This window comes from Aeromonas sp. R2-1, from assembly GCF_040908425.1.
Taxonomy (GTDB): Bacteria; Pseudomonadota; Gammaproteobacteria; order Enterobacterales; family Aeromonadaceae; genus Aeromonas; species Aeromonas caviae.
Genome location: NZ_JBFODR010000053.1, coordinates 158,994 through 179,214, shown reverse-complemented (window position 1 = coordinate 179,214; position 20,221 = coordinate 158,994). Strand labels below are relative to the sequence as shown.

13 protein-coding genes, 3 tRNA genes and 2 other RNA genes are annotated in these 20,221 nt (G+C 61.4%); 8 read left to right on the top strand and 10 right to left on the bottom strand.

What is annotated here, in order from left to right; all coding sequences use genetic code 11:
- Positions 1-57: 57 nt before the first annotated feature.
- The 10 genes from AB5Y80_RS19245 to AB5Y80_RS19200 form a co-directional block, all read right to left on the bottom strand.
- Positions 58-807, bottom strand: coding sequence for a peptidase (locus AB5Y80_RS19245; RefSeq protein WP_223916588.1), 750 nt, complete (start codon positions 805-807; stop codon positions 58-60).
- Positions 791-1,591, bottom strand: a complete 801-nt coding sequence (locus AB5Y80_RS19240) for a transglutaminase family protein (RefSeq protein WP_103259930.1) — start codon at positions 1,589-1,591, stop codon at positions 791-793. Before AB5Y80_RS19240 ends, AB5Y80_RS19245 begins: the two co-directional genes overlap by 17 nt.
- The gene (locus AB5Y80_RS19235; protein ID WP_010674396.1) at positions 1,588-2,514 is read right to left on the bottom strand and encodes an alpha-E domain-containing protein; all 927 of its coding nucleotides are present in this window, start codon (positions 2,512-2,514) and stop codon (positions 1,588-1,590) included. Before AB5Y80_RS19235 ends, AB5Y80_RS19240 begins: the two co-directional genes overlap by 4 nt.
- The gene (locus AB5Y80_RS19230; RefSeq protein WP_010674397.1) at positions 2,508-3,944 is read right to left on the bottom strand and encodes a circularly permuted type 2 ATP-grasp protein; all 1,437 of its coding nucleotides are present in this window, start codon (positions 3,942-3,944) and stop codon (positions 2,508-2,510) included. Before AB5Y80_RS19230 ends, AB5Y80_RS19235 begins: the two co-directional genes overlap by 7 nt.
- 349 nt (positions 3,945-4,293) lie before the next feature.
- Positions 4,294-5,133 carry an oxidoreductase gene (locus tag AB5Y80_RS19225; RefSeq protein WP_043761256.1) on the bottom strand — a complete coding sequence of 280 codons (840 nt, stop codon included), beginning with the start codon at positions 5,131-5,133 and terminating at the stop codon, positions 4,294-4,296.
- Between the two features lie 166 nt (positions 5,134-5,299).
- Positions 5,300-6,313 (bottom strand): patatin-like phospholipase family protein, encoded by a 1,014-nt coding sequence (locus AB5Y80_RS19220; protein ID WP_323941653.1) that lies wholly within the window; start codon positions 6,311-6,313, stop codon positions 5,300-5,302.
- 23 nt (positions 6,314-6,336) lie between these two features.
- On the bottom strand, positions 6,337-7,002 hold the full coding sequence (locus AB5Y80_RS19215; RefSeq protein WP_323941519.1) for an NAD(P)H-binding protein: 666 nt from the start codon (positions 7,000-7,002) through the stop codon (positions 6,337-6,339).
- 10 nt (positions 7,003-7,012) lie between these two features.
- The gene (locus AB5Y80_RS19210) at positions 7,013-8,023 is read right to left on the bottom strand and encodes an AraC family transcriptional regulator ligand-binding domain-containing protein (protein WP_323941517.1); all 1,011 of its coding nucleotides are present in this window, start codon (positions 8,021-8,023) and stop codon (positions 7,013-7,015) included.
- A gap of 173 nt (positions 8,024-8,196) precedes the next feature.
- Positions 8,197-8,272: transfer RNA gene (locus tag AB5Y80_RS19205), tRNA-Asn, on the bottom strand.
- Positions 8,273-8,274: 2 nt separating this feature from the next.
- A tRNA-Asn gene (locus AB5Y80_RS19200) sits at positions 8,275-8,350 on the bottom strand.
- A gap of 467 nt (positions 8,351-8,817) precedes the next feature.
- Between AB5Y80_RS19200 and dauA the strand changes: the two genes are divergently transcribed.
- The 8 genes from dauA to AB5Y80_RS19160 all read left to right on the top strand — a co-directional run bounded on the left by dauA (position 8,818) and on the right by AB5Y80_RS19160 (position 20,219).
- Positions 8,818-10,554, top strand: coding sequence for a C4-dicarboxylic acid transporter DauA (gene dauA / locus AB5Y80_RS19195; protein WP_368173387.1), 1,737 nt, complete (start codon positions 8,818-8,820; stop codon positions 10,552-10,554).
- A gap of 270 nt (positions 10,555-10,824) precedes the next feature.
- Positions 10,825-10,912: transfer RNA gene (locus AB5Y80_RS19190), tRNA-Ser, on the top strand.
- Between the two features lie 52 nt (positions 10,913-10,964).
- Positions 10,965-11,094: non-coding RNA, RtT sRNA (locus AB5Y80_RS19185), on the top strand.
- A gap of 197 nt (positions 11,095-11,291) precedes the next feature.
- A non-coding RNA gene (locus AB5Y80_RS19180) (RtT sRNA) lies at positions 11,292-11,420 on the top strand.
- Between the two features lie 368 nt (positions 11,421-11,788).
- A complete protein-coding gene (gene hcp1 / locus AB5Y80_RS19175) occupies positions 11,789-12,307 on the top strand; it encodes a type VI secretion system effector Hcp1 (protein ID WP_042015720.1) in 519 nt (172 codons plus the stop codon).
- 283 nt (positions 12,308-12,590) lie between these two features.
- Positions 12,591-14,636: a type VI secretion system tip protein VgrG gene (locus AB5Y80_RS19170; protein ID WP_368173386.1), complete on the top strand. Its 2,046-nt coding sequence runs from the start codon at positions 12,591-12,593 to the stop codon at positions 14,634-14,636.
- Positions 14,626-15,354, top strand: coding sequence for a DUF4123 domain-containing protein (locus AB5Y80_RS19165; RefSeq protein ID WP_368173385.1), 729 nt, complete (start codon positions 14,626-14,628; stop codon positions 15,352-15,354). Before AB5Y80_RS19170 ends, AB5Y80_RS19165 begins: the two co-directional genes overlap by 11 nt.
- A complete protein-coding gene (locus AB5Y80_RS19160; protein ID WP_368173384.1) occupies positions 15,351-20,219 on the top strand; it encodes an RHS repeat-associated core domain-containing protein in 4,869 nt (1,622 codons plus the stop codon). Before AB5Y80_RS19165 ends, AB5Y80_RS19160 begins: the two co-directional genes overlap by 4 nt.
- The last annotated feature ends 2 nt before the right edge of the window (positions 20,220-20,221 follow it).

The window sequence follows — 20,221 nt, the reverse complement described above, 5'->3', positions numbered from 1 at the left end:
AGCCAGAATATCCGGAAAGAAAGGAGCGGGAAAGCGCCTTGGCGCCTCCCGCCCAGCCTAGAGGGGGAAAGTGGGCAGGCCCTGGAACAACTGCTGCAACCCCTCGCCCCAGGCCTTTCGCAGCGCCACGAAATGGGGGTTCTGTTCGGTGATGCGGTGCTGGTTCGTCGCCGAGAAGCTGCCCTCGTGATAGACCAGGGCATCCAGGGGCAAGCCCACCGACAGATTGCTGCGCAGGGTCGAGTCGATGGAGATGAGGGCGCACTGCAATGCGGTCTGAAGCGGCGTCTCATGGTGGATGATGCGATCGATGATGGGTTTGCCGTACTTGCTCTCACCAATCTGGAAGTAGGGGGTGTCGGCGCTCGCCTCGATGAAGTTGCCCTCCGGGTAGATGTGGAACAGGCGGTGGCGCTCCCCCCGGATCTGCCCCCCCAGCAGGATGTTGCAGCCGAAGTTGATATGGCCCTGCTGCTGACCCCCATCCCGGCTGATGACGGTGCGTATGGTCTGGCCGATGAGGGCGGCAGCCTCGTAGAGGCTGGGGAGGGCAAGGAGCTCCTGCCCCTCCGTCAGCAGGCTGATGACGCTCTGGGTGGTGGCCAGATTGCCCGCGCTTTGCAGCACTATCACCCTGTCCTCCCGGGTGAAGAGGTGCAATTTGCGGAAGGTGGCGATGTGATCCACCCCCGCATTGGTGCGCGAGTCGGACGCAAACACCATGCCGTCTTGCAGGCACATGGCGACGCAATAGGTCATGACCGCACTCCCGCCAGGACTCTCCCGGTCTTCATTGCTGCTGTCCATCCAGGCGGGTCACCTGCGCCTGGCTCTGCAACTGTTCGCACCCGCCGCCATAGCGCACGCCGCGCACCGGACAGGCATCCAGATAATCCATGCCGACCGCGAGCTTGAGGTGCTCGCTGGTGGAGCTGGTAAGGTTGGTGACGTCGAACGTGTGCCAGCGCTCCTCGATCCACACCTCGGCCCAGGCGTGCATCGCCACGTGGCTGTTGTCCTGGCTGTAGAGGTAACCGCTCACGTACCGGGCCGGCAGGCCGGCGTGGCGGCAGCAGGTCAGGAAGACATGGGTGTGGTCCTGACAGACGCCGCTGCCCGAAGCAAGGGCCTCGTCTGCGCTGAAGGTGGCATCCGTGCTGCCGGGCTGATAGGGCATCAGCACCAGGATGCGTGCCATCAGGCTCTGCAAGTCGGCCAGGGTCGGCGCCTCTGGCAGGCAGGCCTTCGCGAGATCCTGCAGGGCCGGGGTCGGGCGGGTGAGGGGGGTGGGCCTCAGGTAGCTCAGGGGAGAGATGAGGGAGGACTCCTCATCTTCCGGGGCGTCGTCGCAGATCTCCACCTCCCCGTGGGCGCGGATCAGGATCCCTTCGTGGGGGGACTCCAGGCTCAGCACGTGCAGTATGTTGCCGTAACCGTCCGTGGTGCAGGTGGCCTCCCCCGGCAGCTCCAGCTCCCAGGAGAGGATCTGCTGGCGGGCCGTGCTGTGGGGGGTCAGGCGCAGGTACTGGGTGCTGCGGCGCACCACGTCGGCATAGTGGTAGCGGGTCTGGTGATCGATGATGAGTCTCATAATACCTCCAGGTAGGCGGCGTGGATGCTCTGGCCGATGGCGCCGATGTCGCTGAGGAAATCACTCAGGTACTCCTGCATGCCGAGAGCAAAGACATCGTCGATGGCGCCATAGGTCAGATGGGCGTTGAGTATGGTGGTCAGGCGCCGGGGCGTCTGACCGGCGTTGCCCTCGATCTGGGCCAGGATCAGCTCCATTTCGTCGAGGCAGGCCCGCAGGGAGCGCGGCACTTCATTGCGCAGGATCAGCAGCTCGGCGATGGAGGCATGGGAGAGTGTCTTGTAGAGGGTCTGGTGGGCCTCGTAAGCGCCCACTGACCGCAACAGGGCGTTCCAGCGGTAGAACTCGCGCACGCTGTCCTCGTCCTCCCGGATCACCTGATACTTCACGGTCAGGATGCGTGCCGTGTTGTCGGCCCGCTCGATGAAGGTACCAAGGCGCAGGAACCAGAGCACGTCACCGCGCATGATGGTGCCATAGGTGGCGCCGCGAAACTGGTGGGAGCGTTCCTTGATCCAGTCGAAGAACTCCTGGGCCTGACCGCTGGAGAGACCCGCCTGGCGGCGTCGGCGGATCTCTATCCAGGCGGCGTTGATGCTCTCCCACACCTCACCGGGGATCTTGCCCCGCACGGCGTGGGCGTTGTCCCTGGCCATGCGCAGACAACTGAAGATGCTGCTCGGGTTCTCCTCGTCGAAGCAGAAAAATTGCAGCAGGTTCTCCATGTTCACCTGGCCGTAGCGGGCCAGGAAGGGCTCGTGAGTGCCGCTGATGGTGAGAGGCGCCACCAGCTCGCTGTGATCGGCGTCGATGGAGGGCATCAGCGACATGGTCTGGGTGACGTCCAGCATGCGCGCCGTGTTCTCCGCCCGCTCCAGGTGGCGGGACATCCAGTAAAGTTCGCTTGCGGTGCGGCTCAGCATGGGCTGCCCTCCATGACCCAGGTGTCCTTGGTGCCACCACCCTGGGAGGAGTTGACCACCAGGGAGCCTTCGGTGAGGGCGACCCGGGTCAGGCCGCCCGGTACCAGGCGCAGCTCCTGCCCCGTGAGAACGAAGGGGCGCAGATCGATGTGGCGAGGGGCGATGCCGGCGTCGACGAAGGTCGGGCAGGTGGAGAGGGAGAGGGTCGGCTGGGCGATGTAGTTGTCCGGCCGCGCCTTGAGCAGCTCGCGAAAACGGGCCAGCTCCTCGCGACTGGCGCAGGGGCCGATAAGCATGCCGTAGCCGCCGGCGCCATGGACCTCCTTGACCACCAGCTCCTCCAGATTGGCCAGCACGTGGGAGAGGGCAGCCGGCTCGCGGCACTGCCAGGTGGGCACGTTGTTGAGAATGGGATCTTCCCCCAGATAGAAGCGGATCATCTCCGGCACATAGGGGTAGATGGACTTGTCATCCGCCACCCCGGTGCCGATGGCATTGGCCAGTACCACGCCGCCGGCGCGGTAGACCGAGAGCAGCCCGGGCACGCCGATGAGGGAGTCCGGGTTGAAGGCGAGGGGATCGAGGAAGTCGTCGTCGATGCGGCGATAGATGACATCCACCCTTTTCAGCCCCGTGGTGGTGCGCATCAGCACCTGGCCATCCTTGACCACCAGATCCGCGCTCTCCACCAGCTCCACCCCCATCTGCTGGGCGAGGAAGCTGTGCTCGAAGTAGGCGCTGTTGAAGCGTCCCGGGGTCATCACCACCACGCAGGGGTTGTCCACCGGGCTGCTCTCGCGCAGGGTCTGCAGCAACAGGGCCGGGTAGCGCTCCACCGGGGCGATGGGCTGGTTGTGAAACAGCTCCGGGAAGAGGCGCATCATCATCTTGCGGTTCTCCAGCATGTAGGAGACCCCGGAGGGGGTGCGCAGGTTGTCCTCCAGCACATAGTACTCACCGTCGTGGTTGCGGATGATGTCGACCCCGGTGATGTGGACATAGGTGTCCCGGTGCAGGTCGACCCCCTGCATGCAGGGCTGGTACTGGGCATTGGTGAGGATCTGGGCAGCCGGGATCACCCCCGCCTTCAGGATGCGCTGATCGTGATAGATGTCGTGCAGAAAGGCATTGAGGGCGGTGACGCGCTGGCGGATCCCCTTGTCCAGATGTTGCCACTCCCGGGCGGGAATGATGCGGGGAATGCTGTCGAACGGGATGAGGCGCTCGGCGCCGTCCCCGTCTCCGTAGACGTTGAAGGTGATGCCGACCCGGCGAAACAGCAGGTCGGCCTCTTCACGCTTGCGCTCTATGCTCTTCTCGTCGGTCTGGTGCAGCCACGAGAGGTAGGCGTGGTAATGATCGCGAAACTGGTTGTCGGTGAGCAGCATCTCGTCGTAACAACCGGGTCCGGGGGGCTTGATGGGCAGCATAGGCAACTCCTTGTGACGTCCCTGCGTACATCACAAAGTGCAAGGGCTGTGCCAGCCAATTGAGTCGCTATCGAGGCCAGTGTCAGTAATTTTTTATTGAAAAATCATATGGATGACTTATATGTCATCAAGGGTCAAGGCAGGGCGCACCAGAGTGGTACCCCATAGAGGGTAAGCCTGCGCCATCTTGTGGCAACAGGCCATGAGGGCAAGGGACGGGCGCAGCGGGATGCGGGGGTGGAAGGCGAGCGCCCTTGCCCCGAGGTGGGGCAGGGGGTAAGAAAGAACCCGGCCGATGGCCGGGCTTTCAGGCGCAAGCCTATCCTGGGTGAGGTGTCGGTGGACTGGGTCAGCCGCGTTGGTGCGGGATCCCTGTGGCAAGGCGCATGAAGCGATCGAATGCGCGATCCGGCAACAAACGGCGCAGGAAGATCATCGGTCTGGCCCCAAAACCAACGGCATAGCGGGTCTTGGGGCGGCGGGCCTGAACCGCCTTGGCGATGGTATCCGCGATAAGTTCCGGCGGGGACTGGCGCTCGCGGCTGGCGCGTCCGATCATGGACTCCGCCATGGGGAGGGCCTGGTGGCCATATGGCCCGTCGCCGGAGACCTCGCGCAGTTTCTGCGCGGCAATGTCGGCCCACTCGGTCTTGATGCCACCCGGCTCTACCACCACCACCTTGATGCCGAAGGGTTCCACCTCCATGCGAAGGCAATCGCTGATGGCTTCCAGCGCGAACTTGGTTCCGTGGTACCAGGCGCCCAGCGGAGTATGGATCTTGCCGCCCATGGAGGTGATGTTGACTATGGTGCCAGTCTGCCGGGCACGCATATGGGGCAGCACCAGCTGGATGAGGCGGACGGCGCCAAACACATTGACGTCGAACTGGGCACGGCCCTCCTCGAGGGAGACGTCTTCAACCGAGCCGTAGGAGCCATACCCGGCATTGTTGACCAGTACGTCGATCTGGCCGGCTTCGGCGATGATCCTCTCCACTCCTGCCTGCATAGACGCATCCTGGGTCACATCCATGGCGATGACGCGGATCCCCGCGTCGGTCAGGGATTGCATGCGTTCGATGCGCCGCGCCGCGGCATACACGGTGAACCCGAGTGCCTTCAATTTCATGGCGGTGGCCGCTCCGATACCGGAGGAGGCGCCGGTGACGAGCACAACGTTTGAGTTCATATGGAAGATCCTCGAGCAAAATGAATCGCATGCGTGTCCAGAAGCGGCTTGCCTGCGGTGTCGATACCTTATCCGACTCGTGATGCCATGGTTCTGGCAAACGGCGCCATGACGCCATCGAACTGCGCCATCCCTTCTGATTCGCGTCAGTCTGTGGGGCGGGCGCTCACGGCGGTGAGGGGCCCATGGCTGCTGCGGTGAGGCGCGTGGCGGCGTCAGTGCGGCCAGGGGGCGTGCCATTGAGCGAGGCTGACTGCTTTTGCGCCAGCCTGTCTCGCATTGACGGCAGGAGTGCGATGGCGGCGTCATACCCCAGGCGTCTGAGGGTCTCCCTGTCCTGGCGACTGTTCATGCCGGCGGGGGTGACTGCGGGGGCAATCAGCACGTCGGCGGAGGCGGTTTCCGGGGCGGCGAGCAGGCAACTCTGCAACCGGGCGACGTTGAGCCACATGGCCGTGGCGGTGCGGGGAAAAGATCGCGGCCCATGGCAATAGACATCCACGGCGATGACGACGTCGGCTCCCAGGGCGCGAGCGGCAAACACCGGAACCAGGGAGGTGACGCCCCCGTCGATGAGCTGCTGCCCCGCAGCGCTCACCGGAAGAAAGATGCCGGGGATGGCCGCAGAGGCGCGTACGGCTTCTCCCGTGTTGCCGCCCGTGATGACATAGGGCAGGGCGAGGTTGATATCCGTTGCCACCGCGGCAAATGGCACAGGGAAGTCTTCGATCGGCAACTGTCTCACCAGGGTATTGACCCAGTCCGAGAGAGCCTTCCCCTCGATGAATCCGGGGCCGTCCAGCGTCGGATCGGCCAGGGAGAAGACGGCAAAATCACTGGCCTGCTCCCAAAGCCGGTCTGCTGACGAACCAGAGGCGTACGCGGCCCCGATGATGGCGCCGACGGAGGTTCCCACGATCAGGTCAGGGTGAATACCTGCATCATCAAGGGCTTGCAGCACGCCAATGTGGGCATAGCCACGCAGACCACCGCCTCCCAGCACCACAGCCACGCGGGGTGGCTGAGCGGTGAGGTGACTGGGCGTGACCGGCGTCTTCCCCAGGGAGCCATCGACCAGCAAGGTGCCAGTGAAGGTCCGGGGGCGCTCGGGCATCTGCACGCAGGCGGCTGACAACGTGACGCCAGACAGCAGGCCTGCCCACAGCAGCATGCCTTTCATGGCCAACAACAGGGCTTGCATCCTCAAGGTGTCAACGTGGCGATGAGGTGGGAGGGCAGGGACACCACGCCCTGCGCGGTTGGCACCTTGCGTAGCAGCGTAAGGGCGACTTGCCGGGCGAAGACGGGTTGATAGGTGTCCGGCAGTATGGGCGCCAGCAGTCTGGCAAGGGGAATGGCCATCCACTCTCCCAGCCGGAACGGTTGCATCAGGTGCGTGCGTTTATCCAGCAGCAAGGAGGGGCGGGCGATGACCAGTGTGGTCAGATCCAGCGCCTTGAGGGCGTCTTCGAGCTCCCCCTTCACGCGCTGATAGAAGAGGCGAGAGCCCGGGTCTGCGGCGGCGGCACTGACCAACCCAATGCGGCGAGCACCGGCCTTGACCGCGGCCCTGGCGACGGCCAGATTGGCCGTGAAGTCGACGGCGCGAAATGCCTCCCGGCTGCCAGCGACGGCGATGGTGGTCCCCAGTGCCAGATAGGCTTCATCTATCCGGGGCAGATCGGGCAGGTTGTCCATCTCCACGAGATGGGTCTGGAGTTTGGGGTGGGTGACAGCCAAGGCGCGTCGACTCAAGGCATGCACCTCGCAGACGGTCTCGTCACGCAGCAGGGCGTCAAGCAGTTCGCCTCCGACGAGCCCTGTGGCCCCGGCGAGCAGTACACGACGGGGATTGGGATGGGTGGGCATGGGGTTGACCTCAGTTGAATCGATATGACTGGCGAGTGCTTTCCAGCGTCCGCCCGGTCCAATCCTGGAATGCGCGGTAGAAGGAGTTGGGATCTTCGAAACCCAGCAGAAAGGCTATCTCCCCTCCAGACAGCGTGGTGTGCTCAAGGTAGTGGCAGGCGAGCCTTCTCCGCGTCTCGCTGACCAGGGCTCGAAAGTTTCCCCCCTCCTCTTCCAGCCGGCGTTGCAGGGTTCTTTTGCTCATGCCCAGGCGGCTTGCGGCCACCTCAATGGTGGCCGAGTTGCTTGGCAAGAGTTCGAGCAGGACGGCATGCACCCGCTCCGCCGTGGTGGCGGCAGGGTCCATTTCGCACAGCTGACGACGCAGCTCGGGCTCGAAGGCTCGCCACATTCCTTCGTTGCTCGTGAGAAAGGGGCGCAGCACGTCCACGGCAGAAAACGTAATGCTGGCAGGAGCTCCTGGCGTGATGGCAGTGCCGAAAAAGCGCTCGTAGCGCTGCAGTGACTTTCCGCCAGGGAGCGCCGGCAGTGTCACTCGCACGGCATGGATCGCTTCACGTGTGGCGATCTGGGCCAGCCGGACAAAGAAAGCAAGTTCCACCACCTGCAGGGAGAGCGGCACCTCGGTGTGCCCTCCTTGCCAGCGGGGGGAGAGCGTCATCTCCCCCCCGGAGCCCACCGTGATCTCGAGGCTCATGGGGGCGATGAGCGCCTTGTACTTGGCCAGCCGCTGAACCGCCCGCATCAGATCCGGGCTGCACAGGGCGGCAAACAAGGGGGGGCTGAAGACTTCGCTTGAAACCGTCTCGATGAGTCGCAAGGGAAACAGGACGTCATTGGCTTCCTGCTCCAGCGCCCGCCAGAAATGGAAGTACTCATCCGTGGTCAACCCGTGATTTTCACGCGACAACGTGTCTTCCGGCAGCAGGGCCCTGCGCAAGACATGCCTGGATTGCAGGCCAAGGTCTTTGAGCAACAGCTGCCATCCGACGTCCAGGGAAAAGTGAGATTTGTGTGCCATGCGTGCGCCTTTGCCGTGGGAGGTGAAGTCAGTGCTATCGGAATGAGGGTCAGTATAGGGGACAGGGCGAGCGCATTGACATGCAAAAGGCGCCAATGTGGCGGCATCCGGCGCCAGAGACAGGCAAAACAAAAAGGCCCGATCTTGCGATCGGGCCTTTGAGGCATGGAATATGGCTCCCTCGACAGGACTTGAACCTGTGACATACGGATTAACAGTCCGCCGTTCTACCGACTGAACTACGAGGGAATTGGCTCCTCCTACTGGACTTGAACCAGTGACATACGGATTAACAGTCCGCCGTTCTACCGACTGAACTAAGGAGGAATGGCCTGTCTCGTCGAGACGGGGCGGATATTAATGGCCCATCTCCCGGGTGTCAACCCGCCTGTCGGCGTAAAAAATGGCTTTTTGGCCCGTTTGCCCAAAACTTGGTCAACGCGGACTATTTTCAGCACAATCAGGAGCTTGAGATCGCGCCTTTGGCCGGGTTGTGCCTGCCTTGTACCCTGGTTCCCGCATACTGCCAAGAGGAAGCGTGATGTCGTTCATCCGCTGAGTACCGTGCCCGGGGAAACCTGCCGTGGCGGGAAACGGCGTTGATATTCGGGGTGTCACCGACAATATTGCGCGCTCATGGCCATTTCTTGATCCTGCCCATCGAATTATCTGGCCGGGTCGGGTATGGTTGCCTTCGATACCATCGCCGCGTCGACAGCTCTGCCGGCCCTTGATGATGATCGGGTGCCGGTTCACCCCGGCCTTTGTCTCCCTCTTCTGGTATTACCCTAGACATGCACAATCAAGCTTCCTTACAAGGCGTGAAGCTGGCCATCGCATTGCGCCAATCCTGCATCGACGAACCCTACAGCGTGGCGCGCTTTGGCCGCGACCTCATCGCTGGCATCACGGTCGGCATCATCGCCATTCCGCTCGCCATGGCGCTGGCCATCGCCAGTGGGGTGCCGCCCCAGCACGGCCTTTACACCGCCATCATCGCCGGCATCGTCATCGCCGTGGCGGGGGGATCCCGCTTCTCCATCTCGGGCCCGACCGCCGCCTTCGTGGTGATCCTCTATCCGGTGGCCCAGCAATTCGGGGTGGGGGGTCTCTTGATGGCGACCCTCATCTCCGGCTGCTTCCTGGTGGCCATGGGGATGGCACGCCTCGGTCGCCTCATCGAGTACATTCCGCCCTCGGTAACGCTTGGCTTTACCGGCGGCATCGCCATCGTGATCGCCACCTTGCAGATCAAGGACTTCTTTGGCCTGCAGGTGCCCGAGATGCCGGAGACCTATGTCGGCAAGGTGCAGGCGCTGGTCCATGCCCTGCCGAGCTGGCAGTGGGGTGATACCCTGGTGGGGGTGGCGACCCTGGCGGTGCTGCTGCTCTGGCCCAGATTGCGGCTGCCGGTGCCGGGTCACCTGCCGGCCGTGCTGGTGGGGGTGGGGCTCGGGTTTGGTCTGCACCAGTTCGGGGTGGACGTCGCCACAATCGGCAGCAAGTTCAGCTATACCTTGGCCGACGGCAGTCAGGGCATGGGCATTCCCCCCATCGCCCCGACCCTGGTGATGCCCTGGGCCCTGCCCGGGCCGGACGGCGCCCCCGTGGTCTGGGATCTGGCGGCCATCGAGCGGCTGCTGCCCGCCGCCTTTTCCATGGCCATGCTGGGGGCCATCGAATCCCTGCTCTGCGCCGTGGTGCTGGACGGCATGACGGGGCGCAAGCACAGCTCCAACGGCGAGCTGGTGGGGCAGGGGCTTGGCAACATCCTCGCCCCCTTCTTCGGCGGCATCACGGCGACGGCCGCCATCGCCCGTTCCGCCGCCAACGTGCGGGCCGGTGCCACCTCGCCCATCTCCGGCATAGTCCATGCGCTGGTGGTGCTGGCCGCCATTCTGGTGCTGGCCCCCTGGCTCTCCTGGCTGCCGCTCTCCGCCATGGCTGCCCTGCTGCTGCTGGTGGCCTGGAACATGAGCGAGGCCCACAAGGTGGTGGATCTGGTGCGCCGGGCGCCCAAATCCGATGTACTGGTGCTGCTGGTCTGCCTGTCGCTGACCGTCATCTTCGACATGGTCATCGCCATCACCTTCGGGGTGATCCTGGCCTCTTTGCTGTTCATGCGCGAGATAGCCAAGATGACCAGGCTGCACAACCTGGCGGATCACAAGCGCTATGCCAGCGAGGTGTCCCCCTCGACCCTTGTCTACAAGATCAACGGGCCACTGTTCTTTGCCGCCGCCGAGCGGGTCTTTGACGAGTTGCTTGCCCAGGTGAAGGACCACAAGGAGTTGATCCTGCAAATGGAGGCGGTCTCCATCCTGGATGCTGGCGGTCTCACCGCCTTCCAGCAGTTCGCAAAACGCATGGCCAAGGCGGGGGTCCGTCTCAAGGTGGCTGAATTGCAATTCCAGCCCCTCAAGACCCTGGCGCGGGCCAAGGTGCGTCCGGTGGCGGGAGAGCTGGAGTTCTACGGCTCGCTGGAAGAGGCGATTCGAGGAGAACATTTGCACGAAGCGGTTGAAAATTGATGTAAAGGGATAGGAAATGGCATATTTTTAGTCACTTGGTTCGCTTATTGAGCAAACAGTGGCAAAAGATAAAAAATTGCATTGACCGCCTCGCGCCTATCCCTTACATTACGCCCCGTTCCAGCGCAACGGCGCAGCGAATTCGTGTTGGCTGAACACGTAAAAGCACAGACCAAAATTGGGTGCGTTGTCCGAGTGGCTGCCCACCGACGAAGTCGGAAAGATGCATGTTTACGTGCTCCGAAAGCCACTTCAAAGAAGTAAAAATTTGGTGAGGTGTCCGAGTGGCTGAAGGAGCACGCCTGGAAAGTGTGTATACGGCAACGTATCGAGGGTTCGAATCCCTCCCTCACCGCCAAATTGCAAAAAACCGACCTCATGGTCGGTTTTTTGCTTTGGGGAAGCGTCATCAGCTCATCTCGAAGAGGGGGGTGAGAACCCTCGCCGGGTTCGAGCAGAGCAGCTTGCTACGATGAACGGCCGCAGGCCGCCCCGAAGGGGTGAGCCACGCAGTGGCGAATCATCCCTCCCTCACCGGATAAAACAAAAGGCCCCGTCGAAAGACGGGGCCTTTTGTTTTATCCGGTGATGGGCGGCTCGGTTCGGGCCCTGGTTCGACAGGCGGGCAGGATAGCCCGCAGGGCGAGCGCCAGGGATGGCGCGAGTCAATCCCGACCCATCCTCAGATGTTAAAACCGACCTCATGGTCGGTTTTTTGCTTTGGGGAAGTGTCATCAGCTCATCTCGAAGAGGGAGGGTGAGAATCCTCGTCGGGTTCAAGCAGAGCAGCTTGCCGGGATGAACGGCTGCAGGCCGTCCCGAAGGGGTGAGCCACGCAGCGGTGAATCATCCCGCCCATACAGCCAACTAAAACAAAAGGGCCGTCGCGAGACAGGCCCTTTTGTTTTAGTTGCCGACAATCTGATCATGCCTGTGATGGGGGTGGCTCGCAGGCGAAGCGGAGAATCCGCTGGTCTGGTTTGGAGAAGCAGCTTGGAGGCAGAGATAAACTCCGCCACGCGCAATATGTTGCATTCATACCAGTCATTTATGCTGCATGTGCAAGGTTTAATGGGTAAATGCATTGATTGCGCAACTTGTTGCGTCATGGTGTGGATGCGCGAATCGGTTTTCTATTCAACTATTTGTTTTAAAACAAAAAAATGTATTGGCATGGTCACTGCTAACGGATTCGGACGAGTGTCATAACCGTTCAACCATCAGGAGCAATTCCATGCCAACTCCATGTTATATCAGCATCGAAGGTCAAACCCAGGGCAACATCACTGCCGGTGCTTTCACCTCCGATTCCGTCGGCAACATCTTCGTGCAGGGCCATGAAGACGAGATGCTGGTACAAGAGTTCCAGCACGTCGTCACCGTACCGACCGATCCGCAATCCGGTCAGCCGGCGGGTCAGCGTGTCCACAAGCCGTTCAAGTTCACCGTTGCCCTGAACAAGGCCGTGCCGCTGATGTACAACTCCCTGGCCTCCGGCGAGATGCTGCCGAAAGTGACCCTGAAGTGGTATCGCACCTCCGTTGAGGGCAAGCAGGAGCACTTCTTCAGCACTGTGCTGACCGATGCCACCATCGTTGACATCGACTGCCAGATGCCCCACTGCCAGGATCCGGCGAAGTCCGACTTCACCCAGCTGATCCAGGTCTCCATGGCCTACCGCAAGATCGACTGGGAGCACACCGTTGCCGGCACCTCTGGTGCGGATGACTGGCGTGCGCCGATCGAAGCGTAATTCCGAGCCAAAGGGCACTGCTTGCGGTGCCCTTTTATCGTCTCTGCAAGGACAACCTGCCCGGAGACCGTATTTCCGATTTTTCAACCCACGCATTTTTTCTTCTGTCCGTTTGCCTGGTGTGAGCGGGTGCAAGAAAAAATCCGAGTTTACGTCTTGCCGCACGCCGTCAAGGGCGTGCGGCAGCCATGGTGAAAGAAAAATCCAGGCGATGGCGAAGCTCTCACATGGCTTGATGTGCCCCACCTGATGGGGCCGCACGATATTTCAGGGGCGCGCAGCGATGGCAGACAGCACAGGATTACAATTTACCGTCAAGGTAGGGGCCCTGCCCGAGAGCACCTTCGTGGTGGCCGAGTTTGCGCTGGATGAAGCGCTCAACCGGCCGTTCAACCTGCGCCTGGAGTTGGCGAGTGCCCAGCCCGACATCGACGTTGGCGCCGTGCTGGACCAGCCGTGCGAGCTGATGGTGTGGTACAACGGCGAGCTGCAGCGCCGGGTGTGCGGGGTGGTGAGTGACTTCGCGCAGGGTGACAGCGGCTTTCGCCGCACCCGCTATCAGCTCATGGTGCAACCGGCGCTGTGGCGTCTGTCACTTCGCCAGAACTCCCGCATCTTCCAGGCGCAAAAACCCGATGAAATCCTCAGTATCCTCTTGCAAGAACATGGCATCACCGACTATGCCTTTGCCCTCAAGAACGAGCACGCCAAGCGGGAATACTGCGTTCAGTACCGGGAAACCGACCTCGATTTTGTGAACCGCCTCGCCGCCGAAGAGGGGATGTTCTACTTCCACGAGTTTGACGCGGGCAAACACCGCATCGTGTTTGCCGATGACGCTGCCGCCCTGACTGCCGGCCCCGAGCTCTTCTTCAACCTTGGCAACCGCTCCCTGGAGCAAGGCCCCTATGTCCGCCAGTTCCACTACCGCGAGGCGGTGCGCCCCTCGGATGTGGAGCTCAAAGACTACAGCTTCAAAACCCCGGCCTATGGCCTCTCTCACAAGAAGCAGGGCGCAGAGCTCGAACACCAGCGCGACACTTATCAGCACTTCGATTTCCCTAGTCGTTACAAGCAGGATGGCAGCGGCAAGGCGTTTGCTCAGCATCGGCTCGATGCCCTGCGCAACGACGCGGTGGCGGGCCAGGCTAAGTCCAACTGCGCAGCCTTGCAGCCGGGGCAGACCTTCTCGCTCACCGAGCACCCTAACGGCAGCCTCAACACCGACTGGCAAGTGGTGCGCATCCAGCACACCGGCTTGCAGCCGCAGGCGCTGGAAGAGGAGGGGGGGAGTGGCCCCACCGTCTATCACAACGAATTTGGCGTAGTGAAGGCGAGCACCACCTGGCGGGCGCGTATCGGCAGCTCCGAGGCCCCTCACAAGCCGATGGTGGATGGCCCGCAAATCGCCATGGTGGTGGGCCCCGACGGGGAGGAGATTTACTGCGACGAGCATGGCCGGGTCAAACTGCAATTCCCGTGGGACCGCTACGGCAGCTCCAACGACCAGAGCTCCTGCTGGGTGCGGGTGAGCCAGGGCTGGGCCGGGGGTCAGTACGGCATGATGACCATCCCGCGCATCGGCCACGAGGTCATTGTCTCGTTCCTGGAAGGGGACCCGGACCAGCCCATCGTGACCGGTCGCACCTATCACGCCACCAACCGGCCGCCCTACGAGCTGCCGGCCAACAAGACCCGCACCGTGCTGCGCACCGAAACCCATCAGGGAGAAGGTTTTAACGAACTGCGCTTTGAAGACCAGGCGGGGCAGGAAGAGATTTATATCCACGGTCAGAAAGATCTGAACGTGCTTATCGAGAACGACGCCGCCTGGCACATCAAGCACGACGAACACAGGGACATCGACAATGAGCGGGTAACCCGCATCAAGGCCAATGATCACCTCACTGTGAACGGTGAAAAACGGGATCACATCAAGGGGGACTACTCACTCGGCGTTGACACCTCAATGCATCAAAAACTCGGCCAGAGCTGGCTCACCCAGGCGGGGCAGGAGGTACACGTCAAAGCCGGTGCCAAGGTGGTGCTGGAGGCGGGCTCAGACATTACCGTCAAGGTCGGCGGCTGCTTCATCAAGGTCGATGGCGGCGGCGTCACCCTGATGGGGCCCACCATCAAGATGAACTCGGGCGGCAGCCCGGGTGCCGGCTCGGGATGGGGCGGAAAGTCACCATTGGGCCCTCTGGGTGTCAGTGTTCCCCCCAAACCCAAGGTACCGCTCACTCCTGCCCAACTGGCCACCATGAAGAGTGCCGCCCCTTTCTGTGAAGAGTGTGAAAAATGCAAGGAGGGTGGCTGTGAGATTTGAGAGCACACCGCTGGAAGCGTGGATACAGAGGCAATCAGCCCCTCTTTATGCCGTGCTGGCGGGGGCCAGCGATGTGGCTCCCTTGCAGCACTACTACCAGCTCGATGGCCGCGAAACGCCACGCGGGCTCTATCTCGGCACTCCTTATGAAGACTGGCATCCCGTCATGCCCTATCTGGTGGCCCTCGACAAGGAGAGCCCCTTTATCGAGTGGGCGCAGGGCGCCGAGGCGAGCGACTGGGGCTGGATAGTGGCGAGCGAGCAGCCTGTCGATGCCCTCTATGCCCATCTGCAGGGGCTGACCCAGATCTGGCACCAGGGGGAGGCGGTCTTCTTCCGTTACTGGGATGGCGTGTATCTGAAACACATTCTGGTCCAGCTGGGAGAGGGCTTCACCGCCCTGCTGCCTGGAGTGAACGGGATCTGGGTCGGGGGGGACGGCTTCGAATGGGCTGCGTCAGAAGCCGCAGCATCACGCGCATTCCCCTGGTGGGAGCTGCCTCCCGCCATTGCCGCGACCTTGGCGAGACAGGATCCCGCCCCTCTTATCAACAATCTGATGCAGCAGTTGGCGGATCACAACGGTCAGCTCTACTGGGCGTTTCCCGAGGCGAACCTGCGCTGCAAGGTCGCCCGCTTTGTCTCCCGTCATCCATCCCCCGATATCGATCTGTTTCCGGCGCTGGAAGCGGCGCTGATCAATGAGGTTCAAGCATGAGCAATGCCGGCCAGGCCGTCTTCAACGAAGTGATCGCCGATTATCGCAACGTCCTGAGTGCCTATCGCAAGGATGCCGAGAGTTTCTTCCTGGGTGACATGCTCAGCATGGACATGGAGCAGACCATCAAGGTGGGCGACAAGACCATCACGGCATCGTCCGGCAGCAAGAAGGCGCAGTCCGTGGTGACGCAGTGCCCGCTGAGCGGCACGCTGCGGTTGGTTCATCTGTTCGAATCCGTCAGGTTTATTCCCATCGGCAATACCCCATACAAGGTGGAGGCGGGGAAACTGGTGCGCGGACGTTTTGTCAGCGAGGCAGTAGTCAAGGAGGGAACCCTGGATGCCAAGGGTATTGCCGAGGTTGGTAAGCTGACCCCGGGCAAGTCCTATCGGGTGACCTTCTACCCCAATGTGAAGAAGAGCGATCTGGATACGCTGTTTGCCTCTTATGCCCCGGTTCAAAAAGACCTGGAGGCATGGCTTACCAAGGAGTGGAACAGTGAGCACAAGGCTGCGTGGGCCCGTTACAGCGGCACTGGTAGCGGGTTTGGCAGCCATGCGCTGGCGGCGGCAAGCGGTATCGGCAAGGCGCTGGTCGGGGTGTGGGACGATCTCAAGACCCTCTACAACCTGCTGGCCGATCCGGTAGGCAACGCCAAAAAGCTGGCCGAGTTCGGCGTGGACGCCGCGGCCATGGCCAAGGCCGGAGCTTCCCAGATGGAAGCTGCCATGCTGGTACTGCAAGATGAGGCGCTGCTTTATCTTTATGCCTATGCCCTGGTGTGCTGGGTCAAGATGCTGCCCCCGGATCAGCAGACCGAGTTTGGTGCTCAGGTGATTTCGTCGGTGCTGATTGACGTGATCATCGGGGTGGTAATGACCGGCGGGGCAGGCCTGGCTGCACGCTATGGTGCCAAGGCTGCCACCATGGCCAAGAACAGTGACCGGGTCATGCGACTGGTCACCTCCCTGGTCGATCTCTCCAGGAAACACAACCTGGCCCAGCACGCCCAGCAGGCGAAAAAGGTGCTGATCACCGGGGCTGCACCGTTGAGCCCGGCCAAAAAAGCGGATCTCAAGCTGGTCGATGGCAATGCCAACACGCTGGTGGAAAAAGGCACGGCGGCCAAACGCCGATTCCAGGGGCACACCGAGATCAAGCAGGTGAACAAGACACCTGATGCCTCCAAGCAGGCAGTTACCCCGAATAACCGGCCCCATCAACCGGAAGCCAGCACCTGCAAGAACAACTGCCCGGTCTCCATGGTGACGGGGGAGGAGTTGCTGGCACTGCAAGATGGCGAACTGCCGGGTCTGCTTCCCTTTGTCTTCGGGCGCCTCTATCGCACCTCTGCCGTCGCGAAATCCTGCGGCATGGGGCTTGGCTGGACGCATGCCCTTGCGCACCGGCTTGAACGTCACGGCGATACCCTGACCTGGTGGGATGAGGAGTCCCTGGCAACGGAACTGCCGTTGCCATCAGCCGCCAGACCCATGGTGACCAACCTGTTGTCGGAGGCGGCGGTCTACCTCGGTGACGAGGCTGATGAAGTGATCCTGGCCAAGGCCGGTTCGCCGTTCCTGCATTTTACCTGGCATGGCGAGATCGGGCGGCTGACCGGTTTTTCCGATCCCTACGGCAATCGACTGACAGTGCGTTCTGACCGTCAAGGGCGCCCCGCCTGGGTTGAAAATGACGCTGGGCTGGCCCTTCGTCTCGCTTACGAGGGCGACCACATCATGGCGCTCGAGTTGCAGCGCTTTGATGGCATTGCCTGGCAGCCCCAGGCCACGCTGCAACGCTACCACTACGATGACCATGGTCACCTGGTAGCGGCCGAGAATGGGGCCGGGGAGTGCGAGCGGTATCGCTATCGTGATGATGGGGTCATTGTTGAGCGCCGTCTGGCTGGCGGTGCCGGTTTCTTCTGGGAGTGGGAAGGGGAAGGCAAGTCTGCCCGCGCCATCCGCCACTGGAGCGATGTGGCGGGTTTTGATGTCACCTATGGCTGGGATGATGACAAGGGTGAGGTGACGGTACTCAATGCCGATGGCAGTCAGGAGGTGTATCAGCACGACAGCCAGGCACGTCTTGTCCGCCAGCAGGATCCGGATGGTGCGATAACCGAGTTTGCCTACAACGGCAAGGGTCAGAAAGTACTGGCCCGTGATCCGCTGGGGGCCGAGACCCATTATCACTACGGCGAAGAGGGGATGTTGGCCCTCGAAGTGGCTCCCGACGGCAGTCAGACTGCCTATCACTACTGGGATGGCCGGGTTCGCAAGGTAGTGCAGGGGGAGCGCGAATGGCGCTTTGAGCACAATCCGCAAGGGGATCTGATTGCCAGGCGGGATCCCCTGGGGAACGAAACCCGTTATGGCTATACCCCCCAGGGCAAGCTGTGCGCTGTGGTTCACCCGGACAGCACCCGCACCGAACTGGTGTGGAACCGCCTTGGCCAGCTGATCGAAGAAAAAGGGGTCGATGGCGGGATAAGCCGCTGGCGCTATGACGAGCGGGGCCGCCAGATCGTGCAGCAAGACCCGCGTGGCGCAATCACACGCTATGAATGGGACGCGGCAGATCGCCTCAGTGCCGTCCATCTGCCCGGGGGCGGCGTTCGCCGTTATGAGTACAACGCCTATGGCAAGGTCACGGCGCAGTGGGACGAGCTGGGTCGCGAGACACGTTTCGAATATCACCCCGGCCTGCATCTGGTGAGTCGGCGCATCAACCCCGATGGCAGCGAGCTCAAATACCGCTACGACAACGCCAAGCTCTTTCTCAGCGAGATCGAGAACGAGCATGGTGAACAGCATCGTATCCATTACCATCCCAACGGACTGGTGGCACGGGAAACCGGCTTCGATGGTCGCACCACCGCCTACCGTTATGATCTCAACGGACGCCTGAGCGAAAAAGTGGAGTTCGGCAAGCAGGAGACCGAACTGGTCACCCGCTATGAGCGCGACCCCATGGGGCGCTTGCTGAAAAAGTCCCTGCCAGATGGTCGCGAGATCGCCTTCGAGTATGACGGCCATGGCCAGCTCATCCGGGTCGACGACGGTGCCTGGCCCCTGGCATTTGACTACGATGGTGCCGGTCATCTGGTGGCCGAGCATCAGGGGTGGGCCTCAAGCCATTTCCGATACGATGCCATGGGACGGTTGTCACACTGGCAACTGCCCGACGGCAACCGGCTTGGCTATCACTATCAGCACGGGGCGCTTGGCGGCATTGATCTCAACGGCGCCGAACTCACTCGCCACCAGGTGGTGGGTGGGCTCGAGCTGCGCAGGCAGCAGGGGGCACTGACCCAGCAGTACGAATATGACGAGCAGGGGCGCCTCTCGGCACTGCGTCTGCAGCGGGGCAAGCAGGTCGCCCGCGAGCGGCGCTATGGCTATGACAGAACGGGCAACCTGCTGCACATCGATGACAGCGTGCAGGGGGAGCAGCACTACCGCTACGATCCGCTGGACCGCTTGCTGGAGGTACGGGGCGAGCTGACCGAGCGCTTCTTGCATGATCCGGCCGGCAACCTCCTGGGTGAGCGTTCGGGTGGTCAGTTCGATGGGGCTCGCACCCAGGGGAACCGATTGCTGTTGAGTGGCGATCGCCACTTCGAGTACGACGAATTTGGCCGCTTGGCACTGGAGCTGCGCGGCAAGGGTCAGCAACTGGTGACCCGCTATCACTACGACTGCCAGCACCAGCTGGTGAGGGCCGAACTGCCCGATGGCAGCACCGCCTGTTATGACTACGATGCCTTTGGTCGCCGCATTCGCAAGACGGTAAAGGGTGCAAAAGGCGAGCAGGTTACTGAATTCCTGTGGCAGGCCAACAACCTGATTGCCGAGAGCTGCTATCTGCTCGGGGACGACAAGCATCGTACTGACGAGCAGTACCGCAGCTTTATCTATGAACCCGGCAGTTTCAAACCCCTGGCACAGCTGGAAGGGGAGGGGCAGAAGGCCGAGGTATTCCACTACCAGCTTGACCACCTGGGCACGCCCTTGGCACTGACCCGCACAAGCGGGGCCACCGCCTGGCAGGTGCGCTATCGAGCCTATGGCAATGTCTGGCGGGAAGAGATTGCCGAGGTGGCAACGCCCTTGCGTTTCCAGGGGCAGTATTTTGACGCCGAGACGGGGCTTCACTACAACCGCCACCGCTACTACCAGCCCGGCACGGGTAGATTTATCACCCCTGACCCGATAGGCTTGGCTGGCGGGCTGAACAACTACCAGTACGCCCCTAACCCGACTGGCTGGGTGGATCCACTGGGGCTAAGCAATGTGCCGGGACAGTGTCCATTGGATACACCTAGAGCTCGGATCCCAGTTGAGCAGCAAGATGTATTCAAACAATTTGAGCAGCATCATACTGGCCAGTTTAACGATGACCATGCATTGGTTAGCGCATTTGAGAATGTGAGGGACAATGAGTCCCCATGGCCTGTTGGGTTTACTCCTAAGACGCGAATTATTCAGCCTGGAGAACGTTTTAATATGATCACTAATGAGGGCAGAGCTCAGTTTCCAGGTCAATTTGGTACTCAAAGTGAGATCCCTAACTCTAGCTTTGGTAGAGCAAATCTCGCAATCAAAGAAGAATGGAAAGGAACACTTGATAGAAGAGTTACCTATGAAGTACAACGTCCATTTGACATAGAATATGGTCCCGTTGGACCACAAATAGAAAAAATGTCTGATGGTTCATACAAGTATTATCCAGGGGGAGGAGAACAGATTAGACTTCTTTACAAAGATTTCGAAAATGCTGTTCCCAGTAAGAAAAATAATTATACAGATAACGCTTACCTAAAAATAATCTCTGATATAGCTTTGCCACAGGAGTGAAA

What these genes read in the sequence shown, in the direction of transcription:
- AB5Y80_RS19245 (WP_223916588.1), bottom strand. Translation starts at nt 807, where the DNA reads ATGGACAGCAGCAATGAAGACCGGGAGAGTCCTGGCGGGAGTGCGGTC.
- AB5Y80_RS19240 (WP_103259930.1), bottom strand. Translation starts at nt 1,591, where the DNA reads ATGAGACTCATCATCGATCACCAGACCCGCTACCACTATGCCGACGTG.
- AB5Y80_RS19235 (WP_010674396.1), bottom strand. Translation starts at nt 2,514, where the DNA reads ATGCTGAGCCGCACCGCAAGCGAACTTTACTGGATGTCCCGCCACCTG.
- AB5Y80_RS19230 (WP_010674397.1), bottom strand. Translation starts at nt 3,944, where the DNA reads ATGCTGCCCATCAAGCCCCCCGGACCCGGTTGTTACGACGAGATGCTG.
- AB5Y80_RS19225 (WP_043761256.1), bottom strand. Translation starts at nt 5,133, where the DNA reads ATGAACTCAAACGTTGTGCTCGTCACCGGCGCCTCCTCCGGTATCGGA.
- AB5Y80_RS19220 (WP_323941653.1), bottom strand. Translation starts at nt 6,313, where the DNA reads ATGAAAGGCATGCTGCTGTGGGCAGGCCTGCTGTCTGGCGTCACGTTG.
- AB5Y80_RS19215 (WP_323941519.1), bottom strand. Translation starts at nt 7,002, where the DNA reads ATGCCCACCCATCCCAATCCCCGTCGTGTACTGCTCGCCGGGGCCACA.
- AB5Y80_RS19210 (WP_323941517.1), bottom strand. Translation starts at nt 8,023, where the DNA reads ATGGCACACAAATCTCACTTTTCCCTGGACGTCGGATGGCAGCTGTTG.
- dauA (WP_368173387.1), top strand. Translation starts at nt 8,818, where the DNA reads ATGCACAATCAAGCTTCCTTACAAGGCGTGAAGCTGGCCATCGCATTG.
- hcp1 (WP_042015720.1), top strand. Translation starts at nt 11,789, where the DNA reads ATGCCAACTCCATGTTATATCAGCATCGAAGGTCAAACCCAGGGCAAC.
- AB5Y80_RS19170 (WP_368173386.1), top strand. Translation starts at nt 12,591, where the DNA reads ATGGCAGACAGCACAGGATTACAATTTACCGTCAAGGTAGGGGCCCTG.
- AB5Y80_RS19160 (WP_368173384.1), top strand. Translation starts at nt 15,351, where the DNA reads ATGAGCAATGCCGGCCAGGCCGTCTTCAACGAAGTGATCGCCGATTAT.